Source organism: Paraburkholderia sp. C35, from assembly GCF_003121405.1.
Taxonomy (GTDB): Bacteria; Pseudomonadota; Gammaproteobacteria; order Burkholderiales; family Burkholderiaceae; genus Paraburkholderia.
The window spans coordinates 49423-67632 of record NZ_QBUY01000042.1; the positions used below are offsets into that span (position 1 = coordinate 49423).

Below are 18210 nucleotides of genomic sequence, written 5' to 3' on the forward strand. Positions count from 1 at the left end.
CATATGAAACGATCAGACGGACAGGGCGGCAACCTCGATGCAACGGTCTTCTCGGCGAGCCGGCATGCGGCGCTCAGGACCCGCCGGCGCGTGTGGAAGATGGCGGCGCTGGCGGCGGCGTTTTCGCTGTTCGCGCTGTATCTCGCGTGGCTCGAAGCGTACGACGCCGAGCCGCATCACAGCGACGAATCGCCGCTTGGCGAAGCCGTCGCGCAGGCCAGCGCGCCCGCGAGCGGCGCGTCGGGGCGCGGGCCCGATCTTGTGAAGCGCGGCGAGTATCTGGCGCGCGCCGGCGACTGTATCGCCTGCCATACGTCGGACAAGGGCCGACCGTTCGCAGGCGGCCTCGCGATCAGCACGCCGTTCGGCACCATCTACACACCGAACATCACGCCCGATCCGGACACGGGCATTGGCCGCTGGACGGACGCCGATTTCCTGCGCGCGATGCACCAGGGTATCGGCAAGGAAGGCGAGCGGCTGTATCCCGCGTTCCCGTATGCCGAGTACACCAAGGTCACCGATCAGGACGTGCAGGCCATTCGCGCGTATCTGAATACGGTGGTGCCCGTGCATTACACGCCGCCGCCGAACGAGATGCGCTTCCCGTTCAACCAGCGCTGGTTGATGGTCTTCTGGAACATGTTCAATTTCGATGAAGGGCGCTTCGTGCCCGATCCGAAACAGAGCGCGGAATGGAATCGCGGTGCGTATCTGGTCGAAGGGCTGGCGCATTGCGGCGAATGCCACACGCCGCGCAACTTCACGCAGGGATTGCAGACCAGTGAGCGCCTGTCGGGCGCGATCCAGGCCGGCTGGCACGCGTACAACATCACGCCGCACAAGACGAGCGGGATTGGCGGCTGGTCGGATCAGGACATCGTCAGCTATCTGTCGACGGGCATCGCGCAGGGCCGCGCGAATGCAGCGGGACCGATGGCCGAGGTGGTCTCGGACAGCACCCAGTATCTGAACGGCGAAGATCTGCGCTCGATTGCCGTCTATCTGCGTTCGCTCAAACCCGTCGATCGCGGCGAGCGTCGCTCGCGCGCCGAATGGGGTGCGCCTGCCAGCGACGCGGTAGCGTTGCGCGGCGTGCGGATCGACGGCGTGAACGGCGCGCAGCTTTTCCTTGCCAATTGCGCGAGCTGCCACCAGTGGACGGGCGAGGGCGTCGGCGCGGGCGCATCGGGTGCGTATCCGTCGCTGATCCATAACAGCGTCACGGGTGCGGGCGACGCCAACAATCTCGCGATGGTGATCCTGCATGGCGTGCATCGCACGACTAAAGACGCCGATGTGCTGATGCCCGCATTCGACCGCGAACTGACCGATGCGCAGATCGCCGCCGTGACGAACTATGTGACGAGCCGCTTCGGCAATCCGCAATCGACGGTGAGCGTCGAGCAGGTCGGCCAGTTGCGCGCGACGCCGCAGTGAGCGTGGCGGCGGATGCCGGTGTTCTGGCGGCGCGTCTGAGAACCTTTTGCAGAAATGCATGCACGACGCATGCAAAGTGCCGCGTCTTGCTCGATTCTTGCTGACGATAGGCGTGGGAACGCGAGATGCCGCGCATACACAGCTTGCGCGCTCGCACTATCATGCAGTAATGGATGCCACTCTTGTCACTGTCGTCGAACATCATGCCGTCAATAGAGCCGGACGCGATTTCGTGGTCGGCGATCTGCACGGCTGCGTCGATGCGCTGCGCTTTCTGCTGCGCGAGGTCGAATTCGATTCGTCGCGCGACCGGCTGTTTTCCGTCGGCGATCTGGTCGATCGCGGCTCGCAGTCGGAAGAGGCGCTAGCGCTGCTCGACAAGCCGTGGTTCCATGCCGTGCTCGGCAATCATGAAGACACGCTCTGCGCCGTCGCGGAAGGCCGGTTGAAGAAGCAGTGGTGGTACGGGATCGGCGGGTTGTGGAGCGCGCATGTGCCGATCGAACGGCTGCGTGCGTATGCGCAACGTTTGCGCGCGTTGCCGCTGGTGCGCGTGATCGGCTCGGGCAGCGAGCGTTTCAACATCCTGCACGCAGAGTTTCTCGGCACGGACGCCGAACTCGACGCCGACCACTTCTCCGACGAAATCCGTCAGCAATTGCTGTGGGGCCGCAGCCTGGCGATGGGCGCGGGCGACCCGATGCGCCAGCTAGGGTTGTCGCTCACCTATTGCGGCCATACGCCCGTGCGCGAAGTGCAGCAAATCGGCGCTCAGGTGTTCATCGATACGGGTGCCTTCGGTCCTGGCGGCAAGCTGACCATTGTCGAAGCGCGCACGACGAAACGCTGGTCGGTGACGAACGACGTGGCGCGTTCGGTCGGCGCTTCGGCGCTGGCACTGCCTTGATGCTGCCAAGCCAGCGCCTTCACCCTACCTGATTCAGTTCGAAGACCATATCGACGGCGCTGCCGTTCCAGTTGTATTCCAGATACGCGGCGTGATGGCAGTCGCGCAGCAACGTCGTCCTGAACGCGGCGAGACACGCGCCGCCCGCATCCCTCACCGACGGATACACGATGCCCGGCGCGCCCCCTTCGCGGGCCGCGCGGCCGAGCGCCTGGCCCGGCGTGTAATCGTTCGGCGACAACACGGATGGATCGGCTGCATCCGCGCCGCACAGGTCCACTACCTCGCCTTGCGCGATAACCGTGTAAAGACGCATCTGCTGGCGCATCGGCGGTTCCTGCGTGGCGGCGAGGAAGAGGCCCGAGTGAAAGCGCGTCTCGGCGATGGCGGTTTCCCGCGAGCGCGCGCAGTAGAAGACGCCGTAGGTGCCGTCCGAGAAGCGGCTGCCTTGCGGATTCAGATGCGTGAGCGCGGCCATGATCGGCCCGTAGCCGGGACCGAAGCGCCGTTCTTCGCGCGGCACGAGATCGAGATCGCCGACTTCGGTGCGCACGCGATCGTTGGTCATCGCTTCGAGTGCGTAGAGCGCTTCGAAGTCTTCCGGCGACGCGACACGGTCGAACAGATTGACAGCGGGAAAACGCGTCGGAATCACGCGGAACGCAGGTGTCCAGGCGAGCGGCGTGGCGCGCCAGCGGTCTTGCCAGTTCAGTTCAGTCACGCCCAGCCGCCTCGCATCGCGTCGAGATACTGGCGCACGGCCACGAGATCGCTGATGTTGCCTGCCAGCATGCGGTCGAGCGCGCGGCGGCCGCCGAACGGTGGCGCGCTGTTGGGACGCTTGATCCAGCTATCGGCGGCGGCGGGTTGCGGCAGCAGGATTTGCAGCGCCTTGTAAATGCCGAGCAGCAGCGACAGCCGCTCCAGCGTGTCGCGGCCAAGGCGGGCGGATTGCGGGGTTTTCTTCCACTGGAAGAAGGTCGATCGGCCGGGTGAGCCGAGCAGGACGATCTGCTCGTCGGTGCTCAATTCCCAGGCGTTGGCGATGTTGAAGAACGCGCGCAGACCGGCGGCGGACATGTCCGCCATCGACGGTTCGGCGGGTGCTTGTCGCAGCGGTCGTTCGGCGCTCGAGTAGTGGGCGGCGGAAGACATGATTGGAGTCCTGAGTTGAACTTTTTTCACATATTAGTCTATATATGGATTAATGCAAGATGACTTGTATAATCCGTGCCTCGAGTTTTTGCACGGAGACGGCGGTGTTGCTGCGTTCGAAGGTGTGGGTGATGGTTGGGTTGTTGTGCGCGTCGACGATGGCGCGCGCGGAATACAAGGAAGTGTGGAATCCGCCGGAGGCTGCGCGGACGGTCCGGCACAGCGCGCATGCAACGAAGAGTGCGAGTTACTCGAAGCCTGTGCCGCATGCGAAGGCTGCGGCGAAATCCGTTGCATCGACGAAGCCGAAGCCCGGCAAGGCGAAGGTCGCTGCAAATAAACCGGCTCCTGTGCACGCGAAACACGTCGAAGCCGCTGCGAAACCACATCCTGTCGCGCAAAACAACACGAACCAAGCCGCCAGCGCGCAGCCGCCGCGCGAACTTCCGCCCATCCTCCACTAACGCGTTATTGGGCGCTCAGGCCATTCGTCACGAGCCGCAGCGACTCGATCGAACGCGCATCGCGCACGCGCGAATGCAGCGTCACGCGCGATTCCGGCAACGGCGGCAGGCCGAGCCGCGCGCCTGAATCGACGAGACCGCGCGGTGCGACACGCCTTGCCAGCGGCGACACGGCGAGTCCCGCCGCAGCCGCCGCGCCGACCGCCAGCACGCTGCCGCCCACGAATGCCCCGCGCCACGCGATGCCCGCACTATCGAGCATGCGCACCGCCACGCCGCGCACGTTGCACGGTGAGGCGAGCAGCGCGAGCGGCAGCGGCTCGCCCGTCCGCGGCTGCCATTCGGGCGTCGCGAGCCACGACAGCGGCTCAGTGAACAGCAACTGACCGACTTCGCGCGGGATATCGTCGGGTTCGGAGCGCACCACCACGGCGTCGAGCCGCCGTTCGTCGAACTGCTGCAGTAACGCCGACGACAACCCCATGTGCAACTCCAGCACCAGTCCTGGATCGTGTGCATTCACGCGCGCCAATAGCGCCGCGAGGTCGACGCCCGCGACGTGCTCGCTCAAGCCCAGCACCAGACGGCGCCGGTCGGCGGACAACGCGCCGAGCGCGCGGTCGTGCGCGCCCAGCAGTTCGCGCGCGCCGTCGAGAAACGCCTGACCGTGTTCCGACAGCCGCACGACGCGCGGCGTGCGCTCCAGCAGAGGCTTGCCTAGATGGGCTTCCAGCCGCTTCAGCTTGAGGCTGACGGCGGATTGCGTGGTATCGAGGGCATCGGCGGCGCGAGTGAAGCTGCGCAGATCGGCGACCAGTACGAAGGCCCGCACGGCATCGAGATCGAGTACTTTCATTTCAGATCGAAATAGATGAAATATCCAGCTATGTCTGTTTATTATCATAGGCGCGAACTACTCTGAATGCACTTTCTCTTCATTCACAGGAGTTCGACATGCCTCTCACCCGCATCGCAGTTCGCGCCGGCAAGTCCGCTGAATATCGCCGGGCGCTCACGCAAGGTATCCAGCGCGCGCTGGTCGCCGAGTTCAACGTGCCGGAAGACGACATCTTCATGGCCATCACCGAACACGACGAAAGCAACCTCGTCTATGACCGCCGCTACCTCGGCATCGAGCGCAGCGACGATTTCGTGATGATCCAGCTCACGGTCACCAACTCGCGCACGCAGGAGCAGAAGAAGGCGCTCTACGCACGCATCGCCGATAACCTCGCCGAGCATCCCGGCGTGCGGCGCGAAGATGTGTTCATCAATCTCGTTGAAGTGCTGAAGGAGAACTGGTCGTTCGGCAATGGCATTGCGCAGTACGCGCTTTGAGCGTGCTGCAAAGGCTCGCGTGCGTCGGGTTTGCGGAAAGTGCGTCGCTATAATGGATTGCACTTTCCTCCGTTCTTCAGCCCACGCGCACGCGAGCCATGACAACCGATAACAACGACGCATCTCCCGATTCCCTGCAGTTTGGCGGCTCAGTCTGGTTCCGTTCCGGCGAGCAGGCGCTCGGCGGCGCACAACGCATTGCGCTGCTCGCTGCAATCGGCGAAACAGGTTCGATCACGGGCGGAGCGAAAGCGATCGGCATGAGCTACAAGGCTGCGTGGGACGCCGTCGACGCGATGAACAACCTCGCGGGCGAAACCCTCGTGATCCGCTCGACGGGCGGCAAGGGCGGCGGCGGCACGACGCTCACGCCGCGCGCGCTGACGCTGATCGACACGTTTCGGGCCGTCGAGCGTGAGCATCGGCTGTTTCTGGAACGCGCGGGCGCGGCGGTCGCCGGTTTCTCCGATGACTGGCAACTGATTGGCCGCATCGGCATGAAGACGAGTGCGCGTAATCAGTGGTACGGCAAGGTCAGCGCGATCCAGCGCGGCACCGTCAATGATGAAGTTGCGCTGACGTTGCCTGGCGGGCAACCGGTGGTCGCAGTCGTCACGCACGAAAGTACCGAGACGCTCGGGCTTGCGGTGGGCGCTGAAGCCGTGGCACTGGTGAAGGCGTCGTCGGTCTTGCTGGTCGCCGACGATGGCGCGGCGGACCGGCTATCGACGCGCAACCGCCTGCGCGGCACGGTGTCGGCGGTGCAGCTTGGCGCGGTCAATGCGGAAGTGTCGTTGACGCTCGAAGGCGGCGCGGTCGTGACTGCTGTCGTGACGAACGAAAGCGTGTCGGAACTGGGCGTGGCAGAAGGGCAGCCGCTCGTGGCCGCGTTCAAGGCATCGAGCGTGATTCTGGGTGTGACGGCCTGAGCATCTTTCGTTACGACACCGTGCGCGGATAACCCTTGAACGGCGCGCCTTCGCGCACGCTGCCGTCGTAGACCTGCACGACCTGATCGCCGAATGCGGCGACATCGTCGGGATCGTGCGTGATCAACAGCATCGGAATATCAAGCCGCGTTTGCAGATCCGACAGTTCGCGCCGCATGCGCGCGCGCAACGCGTGATCGAGCGCGGAAAACGGCTCATCGAGCAGCAAAAGCTTAGGATGCGCAACCAGCGCACGCGCCAGCGCCACCCGCTGCTTCTGTCCGCCCGAAAGCTGCGTGGGATGCTGCCCGGCGACGGCTTTAAGATCGAGCGCATCGAGCCAGTAATCGATCTGCGGGTGCACGAAACGCCGCCCCGGGTTCAGCCAGCCTTTGTGCATGCCGAAGCCGATGTTCTGCCGCACGTTCAGATGCGGAAATAGCGCGTAGTCCTGAAACAGATACGCGAGTTGCCGCGCTTGCGGTTTCTGGTCGATGCCGCGCGCGCTGTCGAACAGCGCGTCGCCGTGCAGCACGATCGAGCCTTCGTCGGGACGCAGCAGGCCTGCGATTGCCTGCAGCGTCAGGGTCTTGCCCGAACCTGACGGCCCGAACAGCACCATCCGGTGCGCGCTGGCCGTGAACGACACGTTGAGCGTGAACTCGCGCTCGGCCGTGCGCAGCGTTTTGCGGATATCGACGGTGAGCGGCATGTCAGCGGGACGTCATCAGCGAATGCTGCGGCACGAGGCGCCCCGCGAGCACGAGAATCACGACGCAGGTGACAGACGTCACCAGCACGAGGAAATTGGCCGTGCTGTCGTCGCCGGCCTGCACGGCGGCGTAGACGGCCACCGACAGCGTCTGCGTGCGGCCCGGCAGATTGCCCGCGATCATCAGCGTGGCGCCGAACTCGCCGAGCGCGCGCGCGAACGCGAGCAGTGCGCCCGCGAGAATGCCGCGCGACGCGAGCGGCAGCGTCACGCGAAAGAAGATCGCGGCTTCGCTGATGCCGAGCGTGCGTGCCGCGCGCTCCAGTTGCGGATCGACGGATTCGAAGGCGGCGCGCGCCGACTTCAGCACCAGCGGAAACGCCACCACCATCGACGCGATCACCGCGCCCTGCCACGTGAACACCAGCTGGATATCGAAGCGGTCGAGCCACGCGCCGAACACGCCGCGCCGGCCCAGCAGCACCAGCAGGTAATAACCGAGCACCGTGGGCGGCATGACGAGCGGCAGCGTCAGCAGCGAGTCGATCCAGTCGCGCGCGCTGGAGCGCCAGCGCGCGAGGCCGAAGCCTGCCGCGACGCCGAACACGATGTTCAGCGCCGTCGCCCAGCCCGCGACCTTCAGCGACAGCATCAGCGGAATCCAGGCCTGTTGCATGATCTCGGCTTCGCGTTTTCTGTTGCTGGCTGGCTTAGTGCGCCGGCTTGAATCCGTTCTTCGCGAGCACCGCCTGGCCTGCCGGCGACAGCACGAACGAGATGAACGATTGCGCGTCGGCGGCGTGCTTGCTGCCTTCGACTTCCGCGATCGGATAGGTGATCGGCGTGGTGGTCGGCACCGTCAGCGCGACCTTGACCTTGTCGGCCATCACGGCGGCGTCGGTACCGAACACGAAGCCGGCGTCGACTTCGCCGCGTGCCACGTAATCGAGGCTCTGACGCACATTCGACGCGAGCACGCCCTTCGCGCTGACCGCGTCCCACACGTTAGCCGCCTTCAGCGCGCCTTCCGTGTAACGGCCGACAGGCACGAATGCCGGGTCGCCGTAAGCGATGCGCTTGACGCTTGCCGCCGTCAGTTCATTCAGGTTCGACGGCGCGAGCTTGCTGTCCGTCGGCACGATCAGCACCAGCGAGTTGGCGGCGAAGTCCTTGCGCGTGGACGGCACGATCACCTTCTGCTCGGCGGCCTTGTCCATTGCCTTTTGATCGGCGGAGGCGAACACGTCGGCGGGTGCGCCCTTCACGATCTGTTGCATCAGCACATCCGACGCGCCGAAGTTGAACAGCACCTTGGTGCCCGGATGGTCCTTCTCGTAGGCGTCGCCGACCGCCTTGAACGCGTTGGTCAGGCTCGCGGCCGCGGACACGACGAGCTCATCGGCGTGCGCCTGCGCGCCGAAGGCAAACGAAATCGCGCTCGCGACGAGCAGGGCAGGTTTCAGAAAGCGGGTCATCGACGGGAAGGACATGGGAAGTGAGCGCCGGGGCGGCTGCAAGGAAGTTGAAAACGCCATCGTAATATATGCAGGGTTACAGCGGTCGATATGTTGAACATGCTGCACGAAAGATGGCTATTTTCGTGTGATTTATGCGTCAGAATCGGGTAATGGCATCGCGACGTTGCGCGTTTTCTGCATGGGCGCGATCGGCGCGACGGGTGCGGCGGGCGAACCGGGGGTGATGGCGTTGCGCAGCGCCTTCCAGCGGGCGCGCACGAACGGGTGGTCATGACCGGAGACTTTCAGCGCGATATGCGTGACCCAGCGCTGTGTCGGCAGATGCACGCGATGCAGGCCGAGCGTGAGCACCATCAGGCTCAACACGACGGGGACGACGGGCAAGCGCCCCGGCGGCGTCGCGTGCCACGCGATACGCACGAACACCACCGCCGTCAACGCGCCGACAACGCAGCCCGTGATCGCTTCAGACGGCGAATGCGCCTCGATGACGACGCGCGAGAAACCGACCAGCGCGCCACCGAGCAGCGCGAGCGTGACGCCTGCTACACGCACGGCGGGCGGCGCGGGCAGCAATACCAGCAAGGCGGCGACGGGGAAGACCGCCGTGGCGAGCATCGCGTGCCCGCTCAGACCCGTGAAGTCCCAGACGCGCACGCCGACACCCCAACCGAGAAACGCGATCTTCGTCGCCGTGACCAGTCCGATCGCCACGCCGAGCAGGATCATCCAGGCGGCGGCGAGCCGCCACGAATAGCCGAAGGCGAGCCACAGCGCGATGGCGAAGGCGAGCGGCAGCGTGAGGCCGGCGCCGCCAAAGTTCGTAATCGTTAGCCAGAGGTGGTAGGGCAGAAAAGGCATAAGCAATTCGTTTCGACGACATGTGCTGGGCGCTAGCGTGGCTGCCGCCAGTTGATTCATGGTGGCGGGCGACGGTGCCGGACCGGGTAGGACATTTCCGGCTCGCGCGTATTCTATAAGTATAGGGGTAGCCGTTCCGATGCAGATCGAAAGGAAAAGCGCGAAAACTGCCAGACGTTAGGACAAATCGGAAATCGTCTGATGACAAGCCCGTGACGACGGACTTTTTCCGAAAACGGGCTTGATAGATGTCAGCATCGCCCGAAAATTGATGTTATTGTGCATTGCACAAGTCTGCCGTTTGGCAGACAGCATTAGTCCCTATTTACGAGAAAATCCTATGCCAAAAAGCTTTACGAAGATCTGGCTAGGCGGTCTGAAACGCCTGTTTGCGATCCAGACGGAACACGCCCGCGCCACGGCAAAGCGCACCCCGAAGCGGTCTGCGACGCGGCCGGCAGCCACGGTCGCCAAACCGTCGGCCAAGGTTCGCAAGACTGCCACGCGCGACGTGCCGCAACGCGGCGCGCGCGAATCGCGCGTGCGTCCGCGCGCCGCTGCCTGGGCGAGCGGTTCGTGGACTCGGTCGTTCCATTCCGCGCCGGCTGCGCCCGGCAGCCTTGTCAATCATCTGCAGTACGGGCTCTATCTGCCCGCCGGGAAATCCGTCAAGCACGCTCCGCTGGTCGTGATGTTGCACGGCTGCCAGCAATCCATCGACGAATTTGCCGAAGGCACGCGCATGAATCTGCTGGCCGATCGCTATGGATTCGCCGTCGTGTATCCGGAGCAGTCGAAGCACGCCCACGCGCATCGTTGCTGGCATTGGTACGACGATACGGATCGCGCTGGCCGCGCGGAGGCGCGCGCGGTTGTGTCGCTGGTCGACGCGCTCGTTGAGACGCATGGTTTCGATCCCGAGCGCGTTTATGTCGCGGGAATTTCGGCGGGCGCGGGGCTTACGTCGCTGCTCGCGCTGCACTTTCCGGATCGCTTCGCCGCGGTCGCGATGCATTCGGGACCGGCGATGGGCGAAGCCCATTCAGGCATCACCGCGATGGACGTGATGCGGCGCGGCACACGCAAGGAGCCCGTCGCGCTCGTCGATGCCATCGCGGACGTGACCGCCTATCCGGGCATGCCCGCGATCATCATTCAGGGCGACGCCGATCACGTCGTCGCGCCCGCGAACGCAGAACAGCTGACCGAGCAGTTTCTGCGGCTGAACGGTATCGTCGATGCGCAAGGCGTGCGCAAGGTCGGCGACGTCAAGGAAGACCGCAAGGCGACCGTCACCACCCGCGACTACACGCGCGGCGGTCGTCGCGTCGTACGTCTGTGCCGCGTGCAGGGGCTGGGCCATGCGTGGAGCGGCGGCGACGATGCGGTGCCGTTTCACTCGTCGAAGGGTCCGGATGCGTCCAGTCTGTTGTGGGACTTTTTTCGGCATCAACGCCGGACCGAGTCGGCAAGAGCCGCCAGACGCGCCGCCGACGGCGCCCGGCAGCGTGCGGGTTGACAAATTGCCACACTTCTAATTTGGCGCTGGTGCATTCCTAGGGTTTTCCCTATAATAGGGGTTATCCCTAGGTGTCAGCCACCTAACACCAAATTCGAGGTTCACCATGTATCTGCTCAGCCGCCTTTTCCTGTTCCTGACGAAGTCCTACGACCAGCGCCTCAAAGAGCAAAATGACGCGTTCCTGGCCGAAGCTACGGATCTCTACGACCTCGAATTTCGTATGCGCAAGATCGACCGTGAAGCGCGCGTGCGCCAACCGTCGTGGATGAGCCAGCACTAAGCAGCAAGCAAGGCCGGCGTGTTTGCCGGCCATGATCATGCAGCGCTGCGCTCAACGTGAGCGCAGTACGCCGTAGCGTTCCAGTGTCTTCTGGCGCGCTTCAGCATGATCGACAACCGGCTGCGGATAGTCTTTCCCCAGCACCACACCCCAGTCCTGCAGATCTTCACGGTCCGCCTGCCACGGCGCGTGAATCCACTTCGCGGGCACCTTCTCCAGTTCCGGCACGAAGCGTTTGATGAACAGCCCCTGCGGATCGAATTTCTCCGATTGCGTCACGGGGTTGAAGATCCGGAACCACGGCTGCGCATCGCATCCCGTCGATGCTGCCCATTGCCAGCCGCCGTTGTTCGCTGAAAAGTCGAAGTCATTGAGCTTTTCCTCGAAGTAACGCTCGCCGCGCCGCCAGTCGATACCCAGATCTTTCGCGAGAAAACTCGCGGTCACCATCCGAAGACGGTTGTGCATGAAGCCAGTCTGGTTCAGTTGCCGCATGGCGGCGTCGACCAGCGGAAAGCCGGTGCGTCCTTCGCACCACGCGGCGAACAATGCATCGGCGTGCTTGCCCGTCTCCCAACGCACCGCGTCGAATTCGCGCTTGAACGACTCGCCCTTCGCAATATGTGGATGATGCGCGAGGATCATGAAGTAGAAATCCCGCCAGACCAGTTCCGATAGCCACGTGGCGGCGCCCTGGCCGTCAGGCTGCAGCGACATCTGATGTGCAAGTCTTGCGAGTGTGCGGATCGACACCGTGCCGAAGCGCAAATGCACCGAAAGATGGCTCGTGCCGCGCGCGGCGGGAAAATCTCTCCGGTCGGCGTAGCTATCGATGCGTGTCAGGAAATCTTCCAGCAGCGCCTGCGCGCCGCTCATACCCGCCGACATCTGCGCTTCCGCGAGCTTGCCGGGCGCGAAGCCCATTTTGCCGAGCGTCGGCCACGCGTGTTCGGGCTTGTGCGGCGGCCGCGCGAGACTTTTCGCGTATCGTTCGACGGGATACGGCTTCAGATCGAAAGGTGTCAGCTTCTTGAGCCACGCGTTTTTGTACGGCGTGAATACCGCGAAGGGCTTGCCTTGTCCGTTGAGCAGTTCATCGCGCTCGAAAATCACCTGATCCTTGAACGTCAGCAACTGACGCTTCTCATCAGCCAGCCGTTCGGCCACGGTCTCATCGCGTTCAATCGCAACCGGCTCGTAGTCGTGATTCGTGAACACGGCTTCGACTTCGAGCTGCGCGGCGAGCTTTGGGATTTCCTCAGCCGGATCGCCATGCAGCACAATCAGACCGCCGCCGCCTTTCTTCAGCGATGCATCCAGTTCCTCCAGCGACGCAAGAATGAATTCGATCCGCCGGTCCTGCACCTTCCCTTTCTGGTCATCGTGCTTGTGCGCCCAATCGATCAAAGGCTGAAGAATCGTCGTGTCGAACACGAACGCGCACCAGACGCGCTCGCAATGCCTGAGCGCGTAGTACAGCGCGGCGTTGTCGCCCGTGCGCAGGTCGCGGCGAAACCATACGAGTCCGTTCTGAAAGTGTGCGTCGATCTGGTAAGCGCGGGTCATGGCCTGTTGAGTTGTTATGCGTCAGCGGTGACGTAGGTTGAGACAAAAAAACCACCGCCGATGATAGTGTCCTCAACCCGCAAACCCAATGCCCGCAGCATCAGGAACCGACGCAAAAATGAAGCAGCGCCCACCTTTCGCGCGAAAGGCGGGCGCTGGTCACGAAGGGACGATCAGTTCAGGTCAGATCAGACCACTTTCACGCGCACGTCGACATTGCCACGCGTCGCGTTCGAGTACGGGCAAACCTGGTGCGCCGCGTTCACGAGGTCTTGCGCCGCTGCTGCGTCGAGGCCGGGCAGCGAGACGCGCAATTCGACGTCAAGCGCGAAGCCGCCGTTGTCGTTCGGACCGACGCCGACATCGGCCGTCACGGTCGTTTCAGCCGGCACAGCCTGCTTGCGCTGGCCAGCGACGAATTTCATCGCGCTCAGGAAACACGCCGAGTAACCGGCCGCGAACAGTTGCTCCGGGTTGGTGCCTTGGGCGCCGTTGCCGCCGAGCTCGCGCGGTGCGGCCAGCTTCACGTCGAGCGCGTTATCCGACGATACAGCGCGGCCATCACGACCGCCGTTGCTCGTTGCCGTTGCCTTGTAGAGTACGTTCATTTTGATGCTCCTTGTCCGGTTCCATTGATAGGGTCTGTGCTTGCCAGTGCTTCGTGTCATCGCTGTCGGGCTGGCATGGACATAAATGTAGCGTACAAATCATTAGTGTGCAAACTAAATTGACTATCGATACGATAGGCGCCGACGTGCGTGTTGTCAGTAGAGTTCGAGGTAGTCGTTCAGCGAGCCGCGCAACTGCTGAAGATCGCTGCGCAACTGGAGCAGGAAATCGGGTTTCTGCTGCATCGCGCAGAAGATTTCTTCCGGCACGTCGCGCGCGCTGCGCTTGAGCGCGACGCCTGCTTTCGTCAGCCGGATGAAGACCAGACGTTCATCTTCCGTGCCGCGTACACGCTCGATAAAGCCCTGCGATTCGAGCCGCTTGAGCAGCGGCGTGACCGTCGCCGAATCGAGGTTCAGGCGCGCGGCGATGTCTTTCACGGTGACGTCGTCGGTTTCCCACAGGATCAGCATCGTCAGATACTGCGGGTAGGTGAGGCCCAGCCGGTCGAGAATCGGCTTGTAGGCTTTCGTCATCGCCAGCGATGTCGAATAGAGAGCGAAGCAGAGTTGCTCGTCGAGCGTGACGGGAAAAGCGGTGCGCTGGGTCATGGACGTCCCCTCGAAGCGAAGCGTGCGAATGGATTGCGTGCAAACTATTGTGCCGCAAAACAACGGCGCGTTGCATCGAAACGCCACGGGAGCGTGAAGAATCCGCACCGCCGAAGCGGCACGGACAGGGAGCGATGACTGGTCAGGAAGTCGGCGTGGACGACGCGGGCGGCAGCGGTTGACCAGGCGATTGCACGCCGAAGCAGCCGCGGTAGGTCGCGTAGAACGAGCAGTAGAGCATCGTTGTCACGATGATCGACGCGGGCATCAGGATCACCAGCGCGAGATCGCCGGCCCCGAGGGCCGCCAGCAGTTGCGACAACCCGAACGACACGGCAGTTGCAACCGCGAACCACAGCGCGCCATACACGGCGAACGCACCGCGATTTCGCCAGCAACTGACGATGCTGAAGAACATCGCCTTGATGGCGGGCACGTCGTGCCAGGCGGCGAGCACGGGCGCGAACCAGAACAGCATCGCGACGGGCACGTAGAACGCGAGCGCCGTCATCACGGCCAGCAGGATGTCGCCGTTCGCGGCCGCTTCGGCCTGCACGGATTCGCCGCTGATCATCAGACGCAGCAGCGTGCCGCCGTCCGCGAGCGCGGAGCCGGCCAGCACGACGCCCATCGCGACGATATACAGCACGCCGAGCAGCAGCAGGCGCTTGGCGACCTGGCCGCCATACGAACGGAAGCCATCGACCAGTATGGTGGGCAGCACTGGCTTGCCCGCGATTGTGTCGCGGCATGCCGCCATGAAGCCGACGGCCACACCGGGGATCAGCATGAGCGGCAGCACGCCGCCGATGATGGGAATCAGCGAGATGGCCGTCATCGCGAGCAGATACGCGAAGAACAGCGTCAGAAACGCAAGCGGGTTCCTGCGGAACAGCCAGATACCTTGCCGGAACCACACATAGCCGGTTTTCGCCGGAACTTCGATCAGTTGCATGAGGTATGAATGCCTGGGAGTGCGGCGCCTGCGAGACGCTCGCGAAGAATGCGCTCGAAATGACCCGGATCGTGCGGCTTGAGCAGTTCGGCGGCGCGCGGCATGTGGAAATCATACAGGCGCGAGACCCAGAAGCGATACGCGCCCGCGCGCAACATGTCGCCCCAGTGCCGGTTTTCGGCGGCAGTGAACGGGCGCACGGTCTGATACGCACGCAGCATTGCTTCGACGCGCGCGTCATCCAGCTTGCCCGTTGCGAGATCGACGCACCAGTCGTTGACGGTCACGGCGACGTCGAACAGCCACTTGTCGCAGCCTGCGAAATAGAAATCGAAAAAGCCACCGAGCGCGACATCATGGTGCGTGCCGGGCGCGGCATGAGCGAACAGCACGTTGTCGCGGAACAGATCGCAATGGCACGGGCCTTCGGGCAGCGACGCGTAGTCTTCCGATGCGAAGAACGCCGTTTGGTGCGCGAGTTCTTCCGAGATCAGCGTGCGCTGCGCGTCCGTCAGGAACGGCAGGACGCTCGGCACGGTTTCCTGCCACCACGGCAGGCTGCGCAGGTTCGGCTGATGATGCGCGAAGTCGCGGCCCGCCAGATGCATGCGCGCGAGCATCTGCCCGACTTCGACGCAGTGCGCGACGCCGGGCGCGAGTTCAGGCGCGCCTTCCAGTTTCGTGACGATGGTCGCGGGCTTGCCGTTGAGCATGCCGAACAGCGCGCCGTCGTCGCGCGGCATCGGGTCCGGCACCGGTACGCGGTGCGACGCCAGATGGCGCATCAGATCGAGATAGAACGGCAACTGCTGCGCCGTGAGTTTCTCGAAGATCGTGAGAACGTACTCGCCGCGCGTGGTCGTCAGAAAGAAATTGCTGTTCTCGATACCGGATGTAATGCCGCGAAACTCGACGGCTTCGCCGAGATCGTAGTGGCGCAGCCATTGCGCGAGTTGGGCTTCGGTGACAGCGGTGAAAACGGCCATGCGTGGGACGTCGAATCAGGTTGGTCGGCTGGCGTCATGCCAGTGCGAGGTCGGGGCAAGCGGGTTGAAAGCGTCGTTGCGGGTGTCGCCGGACAGTGCGTACGGCGCTCGGCCCGTCAGACGCAAAGCCGGCGCGCGGCCACAAGGGCGGCGCGCCAGCGGGGTCGATCAGTAATGCAGGTTCACGGACGGCAGGCGCGCGGGCGGCTTGCCGGCTTCGTACACGCGCGGCGAGGTGTCGGTCGGCGCGCTCATCTGATAGCGCGTGCCGAAGTTCGAGCGCACGTCGATTTCGACGGGCTTGCCCTTGTCGCGATATTCGGTGATTTCGGTGCCGTTGCCGCTGCGTTCGTAGAAGCTCGGGGTGCGCGGCTGGTTGATCTCGACTTTCGAGCTGACTTCGGCCGCGGGGCGGTTGATTGCTCTCAGATCCGGCAGACCGGCCCGTTCGTTGGCTGCAGCTTGGGCGTCTGCGGCTGCCTTGGCGTCCTGCTCGGACTGGGCAGCCATCGCGGCGCTGCTGACGGCAAGCATCAGCGCAACGGCGACGGGGAAGAGCGGCTTCATGGTGTTTCTCCGATTAGGTGGCCCAATTCTAGCAAATCCACTGCTGCCCAAGGGCGCGAGCAACGGGCGATAGCCTTATTTTGCGCGCTTCCCGCGCGGACTGCAGAAAGCATGGTCGTGCGTGCGCGGCTGCACGCAAACGCACCAGGCGCGGGCGGGGGCTTCATCGAAAAGCGCGGGTTCCGTGGTAATGTCGTTGCATCAATCGAGGCGAACGAAGATGAACTACGAGACCAATCAACGCGCGGTGCATATGCCCGCCAACGCGTTCCCAACCGAGGCATTCGACGACGCAACCGACGCCGTCACCCGCCTTTCCGCCATCTATGAAGCGAACACGTCGTTCCTGCGCGATGCGTTTGCGCGCTATCGCCGCAACGAGCCGTTCGACCGGCGCGTGCGCGCCTGCTATCCGTTCGTGCGCGTGCGCACCGAGACCAACACGCATGTCGACTCGCGCCGCTCGTACGGCTTTGTCGCCGGTCCGGGCGTGTTCGAAACCACCGTCACGCGGCCCGATCTGTTCGGCAATTACTATCGCGAGCAGTTGCGGCTGCTGGTGAAGAACCATCATGTGTCGGTGGAAGTGGGCGTGTCCGATCAGCCCATTCCGATTCATTTTGCGTTTGCCGAAGGCATTCACCTCGAAGGCGATCTGGACCGCGAGCGTCTGCTCGCGATGCGTGATGTGTTCGATGCGCCCGATCTCGCGCTGCTCGATGACCGCATCGTCAACGGCACGTATGAGCCGCTGCCGGGCGAGCCGCATCCGCTTGCGCTGTTCACGGCGGCGCGGGTGGATTTTTCGCTGCATCGGCTGAAGCACTACACGGCGACTTCGCCGACGCATTGCCAGAACTACGTGCTGTATACGAACTACCAGTTCTATATCGACGAATTCGTGAAGCTCGGCCGCACGATGATGGCGAAGACCGACGACGCCGATCTGCGTGCCTATCGCAGCGAGTACACGTCGTTTGTCGAACCGGGCGACGTGATCACGTACAACGAGAATCTCGGCGAGCAGGAAGACGAAGGCCACGCGCCGCCGCGCCTGCCGCAGATGCCCGCGTATCACCTGAAGCGCGCGGACGGCAGCGGCATCACGATGGTCAATATCGGCGTCGGGCCGTCGAATGCGAAGACGATCACCGATCACATCGCCGTGCTGCGTCCGCATGCGTGGATCATGCTCGGTCACTGCGCGGGGCTGCGCAATACGCAGCGTCTGGGCGACTATGTGCTTGCGCACGGCTATGTGCGCGAGGATCACGTACTCGACGACGATCTGCCGCTGTGGGTGCCGATTCCGGCGCTCGCCGAAGTGCAGGTCGCGCTGGAGCGTGGCGTCGCGCAGGTCACGCAACTCGATGGCGCTGAGCTCAAGCGGGTGATGCGCACGGGGACGGTGGCGAGCGTCGATAACCGCAACTGGGAACTGCGCGATCATCGCGAGCCGGTGCTGCGCCTGTCGCAAAGCCGCGCGATTGCGCTCGATATGGAAAGCGCGACGATTGCCGCGAATGGTTTTCGCTTCCGCGTGCCTTATGGCACCTTGTTATGTGTGTCGGACAAGCCGTTGCATGGTGAGTTGAAGCTGCCGGGTATGGCTGATCAGTTTTATCGCGCGCAGGTTGATCAGCATTTGCAGATCGGTGTGAAGGCGATGGAGATTTTGCGGACTAATGGCTTGCATAAGCTGCATAGTCGGAAATTGCGGAGTTTTGCGGAAGTGGCGTTTCAGTAGGGGGGGGCTGGCGTCCGCTCATTGTTAGTGGTCTGCTAGCGTTGCCCCTGTGCGGGGCGGCACCTACTTTTCTTTGCCGCGGC

The 18210-nt window shown here is 63.6% G+C and carries 21 protein-coding genes; 8 read left to right on the top strand and 13 right to left on the bottom strand.

The window, feature by feature from the left end:
- Positions 1-3 precede the first annotated feature (3 nt).
- Together DK391_RS23345 and DK391_RS23350 are read left to right on the top strand one after the other, a co-directional pair.
- Positions 4-1440, top strand: a complete 1437-nt coding sequence (locus tag DK391_RS23345) for a cytochrome c (protein ID WP_109480359.1) — start codon at positions 4-6, stop codon at positions 1438-1440.
- Between the two features lie 169 nt (positions 1441-1609).
- A complete protein-coding gene (locus tag DK391_RS23350) occupies positions 1610-2347 on the top strand; it encodes a metallophosphoesterase (RefSeq protein ID WP_109480360.1) in 738 nt (245 codons plus the stop codon).
- 19 nt (positions 2348-2366) lie between these two features.
- Here DK391_RS23350 and DK391_RS23355 read toward each other — a convergent pair whose 3' ends face one another.
- Together DK391_RS23355 and DK391_RS23360 are read right to left on the bottom strand one after the other, a co-directional pair.
- The gene (locus tag DK391_RS23355; RefSeq protein WP_109480361.1) at positions 2367-3068 is read right to left on the bottom strand and encodes an RES family NAD+ phosphorylase; all 702 of its coding nucleotides are present in this window, start codon (positions 3066-3068) and stop codon (positions 2367-2369) included.
- Positions 3065-3502, bottom strand: a complete 438-nt coding sequence (locus tag DK391_RS23360) for an MbcA/ParS/Xre antitoxin family protein (protein WP_109480362.1) — start codon at positions 3500-3502, stop codon at positions 3065-3067. The genes DK391_RS23355 and DK391_RS23360 overlap by 4 nt, the downstream gene beginning before the upstream one ends.
- 104 nt (positions 3503-3606) lie before the next feature.
- Between DK391_RS23360 and DK391_RS23365 the strand changes: the two genes are divergently transcribed.
- Positions 3607-3966 (top strand): hypothetical protein, encoded by a 360-nt coding sequence (locus DK391_RS23365; protein ID WP_109480363.1) that lies wholly within the window; start codon positions 3607-3609, stop codon positions 3964-3966.
- Between the two features lie 4 nt (positions 3967-3970).
- Here the strand turns inward: DK391_RS23365 and DK391_RS23370 are convergent, their stop codons facing one another.
- A complete protein-coding gene (locus DK391_RS23370) occupies positions 3971-4822 on the bottom strand; it encodes a LysR family transcriptional regulator (protein WP_109480364.1) in 852 nt (283 codons plus the stop codon).
- 98 nt (positions 4823-4920) lie between these two features.
- Between DK391_RS23370 and DK391_RS23375 the strand changes: the two genes are divergently transcribed.
- Together DK391_RS23375 and DK391_RS23380 are read left to right on the top strand one after the other, a co-directional pair.
- Positions 4921-5304, top strand: a complete 384-nt coding sequence (locus tag DK391_RS23375; protein WP_109480365.1) for a tautomerase family protein — start codon at positions 4921-4923, stop codon at positions 5302-5304.
- 98 nt (positions 5305-5402) lie between these two features.
- Positions 5403-6233: a TOBE domain-containing protein gene (locus DK391_RS23380; protein ID WP_109480366.1), complete on the top strand. Its 831-nt coding sequence runs from the start codon at positions 5403-5405 to the stop codon at positions 6231-6233.
- A gap of 10 nt (positions 6234-6243) precedes the next feature.
- Here DK391_RS23380 and DK391_RS23385 read toward each other — a convergent pair whose 3' ends face one another.
- From DK391_RS23385 to DK391_RS23400, 4 genes are all read right to left on the bottom strand, one after another.
- A complete protein-coding gene (locus DK391_RS23385) occupies positions 6244-6945 on the bottom strand; it encodes an ATP-binding cassette domain-containing protein (RefSeq protein ID WP_109480367.1) in 702 nt (233 codons plus the stop codon).
- A gap of 1 nt (position 6946) precedes the next feature.
- On the bottom strand, positions 6947-7621 hold the full coding sequence (modB, locus tag DK391_RS23390; protein ID WP_109480368.1) for a molybdate ABC transporter permease subunit: 675 nt from the start codon (positions 7619-7621) through the stop codon (positions 6947-6949).
- Between the two features lie 34 nt (positions 7622-7655).
- The gene (gene modA / locus DK391_RS23395; RefSeq protein WP_204117424.1) at positions 7656-8420 is read right to left on the bottom strand and encodes a molybdate ABC transporter substrate-binding protein; all 765 of its coding nucleotides are present in this window, start codon (positions 8418-8420) and stop codon (positions 7656-7658) included.
- A 132-nt stretch (positions 8421-8552) separates the two neighbouring features.
- On the bottom strand, positions 8553-9284 hold the full coding sequence (locus DK391_RS23400; protein ID WP_109480370.1) for a phosphatase PAP2 family protein: 732 nt from the start codon (positions 9282-9284) through the stop codon (positions 8553-8555).
- Positions 9285-9624: 340 nt separating this feature from the next.
- Between DK391_RS23400 and DK391_RS23405 the strand changes: the two genes are divergently transcribed.
- On the top strand, positions 9625-10803 hold the full coding sequence (locus tag DK391_RS23405; protein ID WP_109480371.1) for a PHB depolymerase family esterase: 1179 nt from the start codon (positions 9625-9627) through the stop codon (positions 10801-10803).
- A gap of 106 nt (positions 10804-10909) precedes the next feature.
- Complete coding sequence (locus DK391_RS23410; protein WP_109480372.1) at positions 10910-11086, top strand: DUF3563 family protein; 177 nt, start codon at positions 10910-10912, stop codon at positions 11084-11086.
- A gap of 51 nt (positions 11087-11137) precedes the next feature.
- Here the strand turns inward: DK391_RS23410 and DK391_RS23415 are convergent, their stop codons facing one another.
- From DK391_RS23415 to DK391_RS23440, 6 genes are all read right to left on the bottom strand, one after another.
- Entirely contained in the window at positions 11138-12652 is a 1515-nt protein-coding gene (locus DK391_RS23415) for a deoxyribodipyrimidine photo-lyase (protein WP_109480373.1), read from the bottom strand.
- Positions 12653-12840: 188 nt separating this feature from the next.
- Positions 12841-13260 carry an organic hydroperoxide resistance protein gene (locus DK391_RS23420; protein ID WP_109480374.1) on the bottom strand — a complete coding sequence of 140 codons (420 nt, stop codon included), beginning with the start codon at positions 13258-13260 and terminating at the stop codon, positions 12841-12843.
- A gap of 156 nt (positions 13261-13416) precedes the next feature.
- Positions 13417-13872, bottom strand: a complete 456-nt coding sequence (locus DK391_RS23425) for a MarR family transcriptional regulator (RefSeq protein WP_109480375.1) — start codon at positions 13870-13872, stop codon at positions 13417-13419.
- 142 nt (positions 13873-14014) lie between these two features.
- Positions 14015-14827, bottom strand: coding sequence for a BPSS1780 family membrane protein (locus DK391_RS23430; protein WP_109480376.1), 813 nt, complete (start codon positions 14825-14827; stop codon positions 14015-14017).
- Complete coding sequence (locus DK391_RS23435) at positions 14818-15813, bottom strand: homoserine kinase (RefSeq protein WP_109480377.1); 996 nt, start codon at positions 15811-15813, stop codon at positions 14818-14820. The genes DK391_RS23430 and DK391_RS23435 overlap by 10 nt, the downstream gene beginning before the upstream one ends.
- Before the next feature lie 168 nt (positions 15814-15981).
- A complete protein-coding gene (locus DK391_RS23440; protein WP_109480378.1) occupies positions 15982-16380 on the bottom strand; it encodes a hypothetical protein in 399 nt (132 codons plus the stop codon).
- Between the two features lie 220 nt (positions 16381-16600).
- Between DK391_RS23440 and DK391_RS23445 the strand changes: the two genes are divergently transcribed.
- On the top strand, positions 16601-18127 hold the full coding sequence (locus tag DK391_RS23445; protein ID WP_109480379.1) for an AMP nucleosidase: 1527 nt from the start codon (positions 16601-16603) through the stop codon (positions 18125-18127).
- The last annotated feature ends 83 nt before the right edge of the window (positions 18128-18210 follow it).